Genomic DNA, 10,001 nt, shown 5'->3' with positions numbered 1-10,001 from the left:
ACATATCAACTAGACCATTGATTGTTAGCCATTATTTTTGGGGATAGCTCAGGGTCAGAGTGTTTGATTCTGCCTAATCAATCAAAACCGACAAACACAGAACAAAACCGTTATGCAAAAAGTATCAACATGAAACTCTATTTATTGGTTGCTTTGTTCTTTATTGCTAGTGATCTGTTTGCTGACCAAGCAGAAACCATCATTAAGTTGAAAACCGAGACAGGAATACTGGAAGGCTCCCTCATGATTCCCACTGGAAACAGTCCAGTGCCTGTCGCATTAATCATTGCAGGCTCGGGGCCGACGGACAGAGATGGCAATAACCCTGCGATGAAGAATAATTCTCTAAAAATGCTGGCAGAGGCGTTGTCTGAAAATGGTATTGCCACTCTGAGGTATGACAAACGAGGCATTGGTAAAAGCCAACAAGCGGGTGTAAAAGAGAGTGAATTACGGTTTGAGCATTACATTTCAGATGTAAAAAGACTGGGTGGCGTTATTAAACAAGGATGAACGGTTTAGTGGCGTCACAATCATAGGACATAGTGAAGGTTCATTGATTGGCATGGTGGCGGCTCAGGAAAGCTGTGTGAAAAACGTCATCTCTATTGCTGGCCCAGGTCTTTCGGCAGATAAGGTCATATTGGAACAAATAGAGTCACAATCGCCGCAAGTTCTAACTCGTGTATTACCCATCATTGAGCGTCTTAGGCAAGGCAAAATGGTTAATGACGTTAATCCGCAACTGTATGCTTTATTTAGGCCGAGTGTGCAGCCTTACATGATATCTTGGTTTAAGTATGACCCCACCGAAGAAATAGCCAAACTTAAGATGCCAGTGTTGACTATCCAGGGGGTGAACGACATTCAAGTGAGTGAAGCCCAAGCAAAAATGCTAGCCAAAGCTAACCCTCATGCACAGTTGAAGCTGGTTGATGACATGAATCATATTTTCAAACAGACTGGGCCACATCGGGCAGATAATCTTGCTAGCTATAACCAGCCAGATCTAACAATTAATCCTGTCCTGACTCATATCATCACTGACTTTGTTATGAAAAATGATAAGCAGAAATCTAATTTAGCTTATATAAAAAGCTGTGTGGCTCAATAAGACTAGCTAGATAGCTACTGAGCAATAAAGCTGAGGTGTGATCTCCTTTTTTTCTCCATTAACTCACCCAACACTTTAACTTCCATCATTACCTCTCCGAGCATTTGCCTTTACAGTTTGTCTTAACAGTGAGTTCACAAGACAACAGGTTGAATATCGGTATGAATGATCCGACAAAAGCATCTGACAACGAAGAAACAACTGTATCTGAGCAGGGTGAGATGAATCAGGAGGTTGATAAGCCGTCTGCCACTGAATCTGCCAAGCCTTGCAAACGTTTGATGCGTTTCTGGTTACTGTTTATTGTGTTATCTGGTTTGGTGGTACTGCTTTCTGTTCGTGATGATCTACGTCAAAATGCTATTGATAGTAGTGAACAGGCAGTTCACTACATTGCCTTCGATATGCTGGGTTGGTCACCGCGAGAGCTGTTTATCTGGCGTTTACGGATGGCAGGATTATTAGAAAGTCCATTAGGCCAACGATGGACACATGCAGTTGACCTTGCCAGTAAGAAACCAATACAAGCCGGTGATCAATATCGCACTACTGATACTTTTGAAGATGATGAAGTGGAAGCTCATATTTATCAGGTCTCATTAGAACGAGGTGAAAAGCTGGTGTGGCAACTGACGCGACAGGATATGGCTGATAGTCGTTTATACGCCAGCCTGGAACGACGTAAAAGAAATGATGAACACTGGACGACGATGAGTTATCTAGAGGCAGAAGGCGACACCCTGACGCGAATCGCATCAGCAGCTGGGGATTATCGGATTGTGCTGCAACCCGAGTTATTTGCCAAAGTCGACTATTCCTTAGACATGGCGAGTGGTGGTTCATTACCTTTTCCCGTAGAAGGCGCCAAGCAACGGGATATTGGTAGCGTCTTCGGTGACCCACGTGATGGTGGTGCCAGAAAACATCATGGCGTCGATATCTTTGCTAAAAAGGGCACGCCTGTTACGGCTGTGATTGATGGTTACGTCCGTACTGGGACCGGTGGATTGGGGGGCAAATACGTCTGGCTGTCAGGCGGAATGTTTGGTTTAGGTAGCGCCCGATATTACTATGCTCATCTGGATGACTTTGCCGTTGAATCGGGTGATAAGGTCAAGAAAGGTGAGGTTATCGGCTATGTGGGCAACACAGGTAATGCCAGAACTACGCCGCCTCATCTTCACTTTGGGATCTACGCTGGTGGCCCAGTTGATCCTGAGCCGTTTCTGAAGCCAGAGCCAGAGTTGCCTGCAAGCTAAGCATCGCCTAAAGGATAAAGACTTCACTACTTTTAGATGGGCGAACAATAAGAATCAGACTCCTGGGTATAAATGCATCAGAACTTTCATCCAGATATTTTTTGAATAAACTACCTACGCATAAAACATTAGTTGCTTGTGTTAGGTTGGCAAAGAAACGAACTTTTTTACTGCCCAACACGATTTAGCTTAGGGTGGGCAGAGATTAATGCCATTGGTTTCAATTGAGCCTGTAATGGTATAGCCGCCAGCGATATCACATTTGACGAGGTTTGATGTATTGCCTGTTCCCGAAAGGTTATTAATCGTCACCCCCGTCCCGAGAAAGTATGTAACCCATTTACTCACTGGGGATGTGCCTGCCATGTTCAGGGTATTATTAGAAAAGTCGATATTGGCGTTATTATTGAGAATTTGTAAGACCGCACCATTATAACCATTGGCGATAACGTTCATATTGTTATCACGTACGGTGACATTACGGCTATTCCTTATCTCTAGAATACCCGCTGTCTCGCTACTCACCTCTGAGATGAGCGTGTTGTTCAGAATCTTGACGTTGTCTTTGCCCTCAATTTTGGCGATTATTGCTGAAGATGAATTTGTTATTTTGGCTTTCACACCGATAAGACTGCTGTTATCAGCCATATCAAAAAACCGGACTGAGCCACTGCCACTATTACTACCTGCACCTGAGAGACTGGCTGATGGTGTGGTAATGCTGACAGTTCTTCCTGAAGGGGTTTTGACCTTAAGGTTTGCAGCCCCCAGAATGTCTTGCCCTTGCTGTACTGTTGTGAGGGTGTTTACCCCGGTGTAATCACCGTTCAGGATGACCGTCGTGTTTTCACCCGCGTTAGCAATAGCGGTACTGAAGTTATTGCCATTAACGCTGTCATCAAACAGCACAATGCGTTTACCATCGGCGGTTTCGCGAATCACTTCTGGCGAGCCATAACTGCCTCCCTGGCTGACAACATCCACATCGCGGACAATAGGATCTGTCATCCGTTGCTCCATTGTTGTCAGCGCTCGACTTGATCTAGCCTTTGTGCCCCCCAATGGAATGCTGAGTCGCAACATGGCAAAACGCTGGCTGCCACGCGGATCGTCATGCTGGTATTCCAGCCCCAGCGATAAACGCGAACCTCTCGACAAGAAAGGTAATGCGTTGAATTTCATCTCTAATCTTGCACGCGGTCCCTGGATGATTCTGCCCGGCTGTCGGTAAACCGGTAACCACCGGCATAGATACGTAATTGCTTATCGTCCTCGGGAGAAAATACGGGTATACGCCAACCGATTTCAGCGTCGTAACCGCTCATGGAACGTTCTTCACCGGCACGATAGGTGATAGCTGTGCCGGAAAAATCGACCGTGTCTAAACTTTCTTCAAAGTGGCTAGTTTCTCCTACGGGGATATAGGCATTGGCTCGTAAATCCCAGTCCATCGACAAGGCTTCGACACCTAAGGTCACTTGGTTGAAGAAATTGTCATAGGGGCTTTTACGACGGTCAAAATAACCATAGCCACCGAGGTTCCAACCATTGTCCAGCATGTGGCGAAGACCCACACCGATATTGCCTTCGTAGCTGTCATCGTTATCCATACGGCCGCGTAGGTTGGCAAACAGCAGACTGTCGTTGTTTTGCCAAAGCGGTATCAATAAATCTGCTTCACCCAGGCTACGCTCGTTACCCAGTTTGCCTTCAAAGTCGATGCGTGGCTGCCACTTATCAGTTGAGGGGGCTGTTTCAGCTTTGGCGTCAGCGATAGTGACAAAGCTGGCGGTGAGCATGAGAGAAAGCAGTGTTTTGTTCATCAACGTTCCTTACTTCTAAATTTTCATTTGATGCTGGCTGAACATGAACAAAGGTTGAGTGAGATTTGCATCCATGCTCTTCGCAGTGCATTATCGATATGTAATGCAGCATATTTTTTGCTTTTTCGCCGAAAATCCTCGCAGAATTTCGACAAATCAAAGATTTTTCAAAACAAAAAGTTGTTATTCGGTTAGAACAAACGGTTTAACAATCTGACTGAAATGTGTTTGTTAAAGCGAAAATTCAGACATGCATATTAGGTAAAGACACAACGCGGTGATAGTCACTGATTAGTGACACTTTTGATAATTAAGTTATAGAAACACACATGGAAGACTTTCAAAAACAAGCCATTCATCAACTTTGGGATGAGATGGCGGCTAGCAGTGCATCTCGTTCACTGGAAATGTTAGACAACACACTGCAAAGACTGGCCGATCTGGTTGATGCTCAGCAGGCCTACTGGATAGGCTCGTTAAGAATTGAAGCTATTGCTGAAAATGACCCGGCCTCTGGCTGGCGAGCTCGCCACAATTATTATCTGCATCATACCGCCGAACGTGAAGCTGTTCGAAAAGAACACTACCGTCGGCTCGATAGTGGTCAGGTTGATCCCAGTATTCTTGCTAACCTTAAGAATGCCGGCACATTCAGAATCAATATTAAACATGAGATGGTGCCACCAGAATGGTTTGAGTCGGAGATTTATAAAAAGCTGTTTGTGCCATTTGATATTCGTGATGTCATTTTCGTGGCGACGCCAATCAGCCCTGATGTGGAATCATGGATGATATTTGAACGCGGCGGTAAAGACTGGGTGAATTTTGGTGAAGCAGAACGCCAGTTATTGGATTATGCCGTGCGTCCGACAAAGTGGTTCCAAAAACAAGTCACATTGCATCATGGTATTTATCTCGCCGAAGAAACACTGACTGCAGCCGAGCGTCGGGTGTTGAGTGGCCTACTCACTGAGAAGACAGAGGCCGAGATTGCCGATGAGCTGGGCCTAAGTCATAGTACGGTTCACACGTATTGCGTTCGTATTTGTCGTAAATTTGGTGTGCGTGGTCGCAATGGGCTTATTTCATTATGGCTTGGCGAAACACAAGAATAAACTTTCTATCCAAGAGAAAAATCTGAACACTTTTTTCAGTGTGTCATGCTACTGAAATCGGAGCTAGTCAGGCATCATCAGAATGGCATCCGTTCAGTGTTAGAACGCCACAATCTCGTCTTATTTAGGACCTGTTATTCGCTCAGCGTGGCGAATCCATGATCCCATTTATCGCTTTCTGACATCGTAAAATTGGTGTTTAGCGCTCGAAAACGGCTAGAGGATGTGTCGTAATGATATGCATCATCACACGCTGACCTGGTTCTGCGATGTTTTCATGACTGCAACGAATTTTCACCGTTGCTCCAGCATCGGTTTTGACTCCATATAGACGAGCACTGCCTTCATAACGACTCCAGATAATTTCGCCATTACCCCCTTCGTCGAGCGTTAATGAGAGATCGTCAGGTCTAAGTAATAAATCCACCTCACCTTGTGCATCATTGACGGGGGAGGCTGGTGCATTACCTAAAGCAGTGGCGACAATGTTACTACCGGTATTAAGTGTGCCGGGTAGAAAGCTGGCATCACCGAGAAAACGAGCTACAAAGCGACTTTGTGGTTTACTAAAGCAGTTTTCTGGTGTGTCGATTTGTTGTAGTTTGCCGTCTTTGAGGATGCCAATACGGTCACCAACAGACAGGGCTTCTTCCTGATCATGGGTGACCCAAATGGCTGGTACACCTGCTTCTTTTAGTGCCTGACGAATTTCCCAACGTAAATCATCTTTTAAGGCTGCATCCAGATTGGAGAGTGGCTCATCCAGCAACACAAAGGCAGGCTCATGTGCCAACGTTCTAGCTAGTGCCACACGTTGTTTTTGACCGCCTGAGAGGTTTGCCGGTTTGGCATCACGCCAAGGCGTCAGGCCCAGTAATTCGATCCAATGGTCGGCTTTAGCATTGTCTTTCAGTTTGAAGCTGACATTCTCTATGACGGTCAGGTGAGGAAACAAGGCGAAGTCTTGAAATACCATACCGACCTGACGTTTTTCCGGGGCAATGGTTTTGCTGGCTGTGACCGTCTGTGAGCCCAGCTTGATTGTGCCTTTGGAAATGGGAATGAGTCCAGCTAATGCTTGGAGAATGGTGGTTTTACCACAGCCTGTGGGGCCAACCAGTGTCAACAACTCAGCATCACCGAGTGTAAAGCTGAGATTATCCACCACTTTTTTCTGCCCGTAATGGACAGAAACATTCTGCACTTCAATCATGAGAGAGAGGGTTCCTCTTCGATGACATCCGTCTGGTTCCAACGCTCACCATAAAACATGATGGCCATAGCCAGAGCGGAAATCACTACTAATAACAATCCGGGGATGGCTGCCTGACCAAAATAACCGGCTTCATAAACGCGCCATAAATAGGTGGCCAATGTTTCAAAGTCTAGCGGGCTCAGGATCAGCGTTGCCGGTAATTCTCGCATGACTTCAAGGAATACCAAAGCGCCACCGGCAACAATGCCACGAATGCTCAGGGGTAAGGTGATGCGACGGAATGCTTCTTTCCGGCTGGCCCCTAGTAATCGAGCCGCTTTTACCAGACTTGGATCAAGGCGTTCAGAAGTCGAACGAATAGAACCAACTGCAAGTGGCAAGAAGCGCATCACGTAGGCCAACACCAACAGAGTTAGTGTCTGGTAAAGGAAGGAAAGTTGTAAGCCGACATAGACCAATGCGGTGCCCATAACAATACCGGGCACACCAAAACCGAGATAACTTACGCGTTCCATCAGGCGACCAAACTTACCACTGATGGCTGCCTGTGCGACTGGTAAAGCAAAGATGACGGTAGCAATGGCAGCGAAGAAGGCAGCATAGGCTGAGTTCCAGGCATAAACCAGTTCAAAGTTACCGGCGCCTTCACGCCAAAGCCAGATACCAAAAACAGCTAGTGGTAATAAGATAGACAAGGCAATAACAGGCATTGAAGCCAGCAACATTGCAGAGGTGCGTAGTTTACCGGGCCATAAGGTGAGGGATTTCCCTGGTCTTTCGTGTGTGCCTTTGACCCGTGACTCAATAAACAGGATCAGTCCCACAATCACCAGCAATTGCAGTGATAGCATCGCCGCTTGGCTGAGACCGAAGCTGTTGTATTCCACATAAATCATGCGGGTGAAGGTATCCAGCCCTAAAATGGCTGGCGTGCCAAAGTCAGAGAGGGCATACATGGCTGCGAGTAAGACACCAGCAGCGATACCATTAGCAATACGCGGTAAAACCACTGACCACAGGCTGCCGAGCAAGGACATACCTAACGTGCGTGCAGCATAAACAAGGCTGGCATCCAGACTGAGCAGGGAAGCACGCACAGTCAGCATGACAAAAGGATAAGTGTAGAGCGCCATCACCACACTCGACCCAAACAGGCCCTCAAAACTCGGTGTAGTGAGACCGGTAAGTTGTTCTATTTCACCACCCGCCCCAAAAGCGGCATAAAGCGTGAAGGCGCCGATATAACTTGGAATGGCTAAAGGTGAGGCCAGTAACACCAACCAGAATTTACTCCAGGGAAGTCTGACATACGCGGTGAGAAATGCCAGCGGTACTCCGATCAATACGGCGCCACCAGCGGTAAACACCATCAGGGCTAACGTATTGGTGAGAATCTCGAGATTACGAGCATCAAATAGCTGTGGACTGTCGGATGCCAATGAGATCAACACCACCACTGGCATCAGCGCAATGAGTGCGATGATCAATGCCAGAGGGTAGGACGGAGACCATCGCTTCATAAAACGCCGACGTGTCGCATCAAGTCGATGGTCGGACGCAGGTCACCCAGACGGGTCAAATCAATTTGTGGTGGATTAATGCTGTTTAATTTAGGCAATCCTTCAGGTGGATGGACGCCAGTCACCAGCGGAATTTCACAGGCTTCTTCAGCAAGATAAGACTGTACTTCTTTAGTTAATAAATAACGGATGAAGTTGACCGGTAAATCACCTTCTTTGAGTGCCAGAATGCCAGAAGCATTCACTAGACAGCCTGCATCATTATTGGTGAACGCCAGATCGACATTGGCATCTGGCTTACCTGCTTTTAAACGCAATGTGTAGTAATGATTAGCCAAACCGATATCTACTTCACCGCGTTCCACAGCCATCACTACACCGAGTTCACCTGCGAATTTTTTGGCTTTTTGGTTCATGGCTTTCAGCCAGTCAGCAGTCGCTTTATCACCCTCCAGAATTCGCATGCCGGTAATAAAAGACTGAAATGCCGCATACGCCGGGGCCCAGCCGACACTCAAGTCGGTATCGGGTAAAGCCATAATATCCTCTGGGATTTTATCGGCAGTCAATTTCTCGGTATTAAACGGAATGGTTCTGATACGACCGGTAATAGGCACCCAGTCAGGAAACTGGAATTCATCACGCAGTTGGCCTGTCAGATCGGTGGGAAGCGTTTGAGCAAGTTCAGCTGACGTGACCATACCCACCGCGCCAGAATCGACGGCCCAGAACAAGTCTGCACGACGTACGCCGGCCTTAGCTTCAGCAAGGATGGCATTGGTCAGAGAAGCCGTCGGTCCACGACGGATGCGTAACTTAAGATCAGGGTTACGCTTTTCAATGGCTTTGATGACATTTTCATACAGTCCACCCTCACCGCGTCCAAGGTAGAGGGTTAACTCGCCTTCGAGTTTAGGTAAATCCTCAACCGACATCGCATTAGCTGGGTCGGCGAGGACTTGTCTGATACTCAGTGGCAATGCACCGGCAGCGGCGAGCGCTGCCAGAGATTGTATGAATGTTCTACGTTGCATTTAGAAAACGTCCTTTCTCTCTTCCGCCGATTTTTCGAGTAAATCATGCGCTGTATCGATTTTGCCTTTCATGGTGTTCACAACTTTGCGAACTTCATCCAGGCTCTGGCCCTTCTGAATAGCTTGTGGCAGCACAACATTAAAATCTTTTTCCAGATCTTCCACCAGTCCGGCATCTAGTGAAATCAATTCACCTTCAACACCTTCAAACAGGTTCAGATAGGTATCGTGCACAATGCTGACAGCTTCTTTATCTAGCTGCTCAGCATATTTGGCAACAACGCGATCCAGACGACCTTTGATCGCTTGAAGTGCTTCCAGAGAATTCGTTGGGTTGGCTTCAGTCGTGGCGACTTTGTCAGTCAGGCCTTTATCTTGGTATTGAGCGGCTAATTTTACTGCACCTAAGGCTTGCCATAAAGATTGTTCGAGAAAACGTTGTTGAATACGGATGTCTTCAATCGACTCTTGTTCTTCCAAGGCATCCTTCACACCGTATAAACCCTGCCAAATAGAAGCGTAAACAGGAACATAATTGGTTTCGATAGCGGAATGGAATTTCACCTCTTCCCAGTATTCAACGAGTAATTCAGGTTTGGCTTCTTCTACACCACCTTTCTGATAGCGGCTAATCATTTCTTCGACTTTTGTATTCAGCCACTTCACTTCTTTTGAGTAATTATCGAGGTTGTCAGATAAATGATTGACGTGTTCACCGATTGGGCCGTTAGCGAAAGTAACAGGGGCTGTAAATAAGGCAGCAGCGCCTAACAACGCTATAAGATGTTGGCGTTTGAACCAATTAATCGTCATCGTTTGTATCTCCTGGAGTTGCGATGGGTTTTTGATTTAAGGTTATTTTTGATAATGATACTTATTTCTATTACCAGGGTAAACTAACTATTGTCTGGATGTTAGCT

At 46.5% G+C, this 10,001-nt stretch carries 10 protein-coding genes; 4 read left to right on the top strand and 6 right to left on the bottom strand.

Features of this window, described 5'->3' with window-relative positions; translation table 11 throughout:
* Window positions 1-129: 129 nt before the first annotated feature.
* The 3 genes from B3V56_RS10225 (at window position 130) to B3V56_RS10215 (ending at window position 2,373) form a co-directional block, all read left to right on the top strand.
* On the top strand, window positions 130-513 hold the full coding sequence (locus B3V56_RS10225) for a hypothetical protein (protein ID WP_289281451.1): 384 nt from the start codon (window positions 130-132) through the stop codon (window positions 511-513).
* Window positions 491-1,114 (top strand): alpha/beta fold hydrolase, encoded by a 624-nt coding sequence (locus B3V56_RS10220; RefSeq protein WP_289281452.1) that lies wholly within the window; start codon window positions 491-493, stop codon window positions 1,112-1,114. Before B3V56_RS10225 ends, B3V56_RS10220 begins: the two co-directional genes overlap by 23 nt.
* A 161-nt stretch (window positions 1,115-1,275) precedes the next feature.
* Window positions 1,276-2,373: a M23 family metallopeptidase gene (locus tag B3V56_RS10215; RefSeq protein WP_289284247.1), complete on the top strand. Its 1,098-nt coding sequence runs from the start codon at window positions 1,276-1,278 to the stop codon at window positions 2,371-2,373.
* 189 nt (window positions 2,374-2,562) lie between these two features.
* Here the strand turns inward: B3V56_RS10215 and B3V56_RS10210 are convergent, their stop codons facing one another.
* Window positions 2,563-3,555, bottom strand: a complete 993-nt coding sequence (locus B3V56_RS10210; protein ID WP_289284246.1) for a hypothetical protein — start codon at window positions 3,553-3,555, stop codon at window positions 2,563-2,565.
* 2 nt (window positions 3,556-3,557) lie between these two features.
* Window positions 3,558-4,196 (bottom strand): inverse autotransporter beta domain-containing protein, encoded by a 639-nt coding sequence (locus B3V56_RS10205; RefSeq protein WP_289283747.1) that lies wholly within the window; start codon window positions 4,194-4,196, stop codon window positions 3,558-3,560.
* A gap of 329 nt (window positions 4,197-4,525) precedes the next feature.
* Here B3V56_RS10205 and B3V56_RS10200 point away from each other — a divergent pair, with 329 nt between their 5' ends.
* Entirely contained in the window at window positions 4,526-5,311 is a 786-nt protein-coding gene (locus B3V56_RS10200; protein ID WP_289283746.1) for a response regulator transcription factor, read from the top strand.
* 199 nt (window positions 5,312-5,510) lie between these two features.
* Here B3V56_RS10200 and B3V56_RS10195 read toward each other — a convergent pair whose 3' ends face one another.
* The 4 genes from B3V56_RS10195 to B3V56_RS10180 are packed head-to-tail and all read right to left on the bottom strand — an operon-like array spanning window position 5,511 to window position 9,894.
* Entirely contained in the window at window positions 5,511-6,524 is a 1,014-nt protein-coding gene (locus B3V56_RS10195) for an ABC transporter ATP-binding protein (protein WP_289283745.1), read from the bottom strand.
* Window positions 6,521-8,047, bottom strand: a complete 1,527-nt coding sequence (locus B3V56_RS10190) for an ABC transporter permease (protein WP_289284245.1) — start codon at window positions 8,045-8,047, stop codon at window positions 6,521-6,523. Before B3V56_RS10190 ends, B3V56_RS10195 begins: the two co-directional genes overlap by 4 nt.
* On the bottom strand, window positions 8,044-9,081 hold the full coding sequence (locus B3V56_RS10185; RefSeq protein ID WP_289283743.1) for an extracellular solute-binding protein: 1,038 nt from the start codon (window positions 9,079-9,081) through the stop codon (window positions 8,044-8,046). Before B3V56_RS10185 ends, B3V56_RS10190 begins: the two co-directional genes overlap by 4 nt.
* Window positions 9,082-9,894 (bottom strand): hypothetical protein, encoded by an 813-nt coding sequence (locus B3V56_RS10180; protein WP_289284244.1) that lies wholly within the window; start codon window positions 9,892-9,894, stop codon window positions 9,082-9,084.
* Window positions 9,895-10,001: the final 107 nt, after the last annotated feature.

Origin of the sequence: Methylophaga sp. UBA2513 (assembly GCF_002341285.1) — a bacterium.
Classification (GTDB): Bacteria; Pseudomonadota; Gammaproteobacteria; order Nitrosococcales; family Methylophagaceae; genus Methylophaga; species Methylophaga marina.
This window is presented reverse-complemented; position numbering and strand designations above follow the sequence as displayed.

What these genes read in the sequence shown, in the direction of transcription:
- B3V56_RS10210 (WP_289284246.1), bottom strand. Translation starts at nt 3,555, where the DNA reads ATGAAATTCAACGCATTACCTTTCTTGTCGAGAGGTTCGCGTTTATCG.
- B3V56_RS10225 (WP_289281451.1), top strand. Translation starts at nt 130, where the DNA reads ATGAAACTCTATTTATTGGTTGCTTTGTTCTTTATTGCTAGTGATCTG.
- B3V56_RS10190 (WP_289284245.1), bottom strand. Translation starts at nt 8,047, where the DNA reads ATGAAGCGATGGTCTCCGTCCTACCCTCTGGCATTGATCATCGCACTC.
- B3V56_RS10195 (WP_289283745.1), bottom strand. Translation starts at nt 6,524, where the DNA reads ATGATTGAAGTGCAGAATGTTTCTGTCCATTACGGGCAGAAAAAAGTG.
- B3V56_RS10215 (WP_289284247.1), top strand. Translation starts at nt 1,276, where the DNA reads ATGAATGATCCGACAAAAGCATCTGACAACGAAGAAACAACTGTATCT.
- B3V56_RS10200 (WP_289283746.1), top strand. Translation starts at nt 4,526, where the DNA reads ATGGAAGACTTTCAAAAACAAGCCATTCATCAACTTTGGGATGAGATG.
- B3V56_RS10180 (WP_289284244.1), bottom strand. Translation starts at nt 9,894, where the DNA reads ATGACGATTAATTGGTTCAAACGCCAACATCTTATAGCGTTGTTAGGC.
- B3V56_RS10205 (WP_289283747.1), bottom strand. Translation starts at nt 4,196, where the DNA reads ATGAACAAAACACTGCTTTCTCTCATGCTCACCGCCAGCTTTGTCACT.
- B3V56_RS10185 (WP_289283743.1), bottom strand. Translation starts at nt 9,081, where the DNA reads ATGCAACGTAGAACATTCATACAATCTCTGGCAGCGCTCGCCGCTGCC.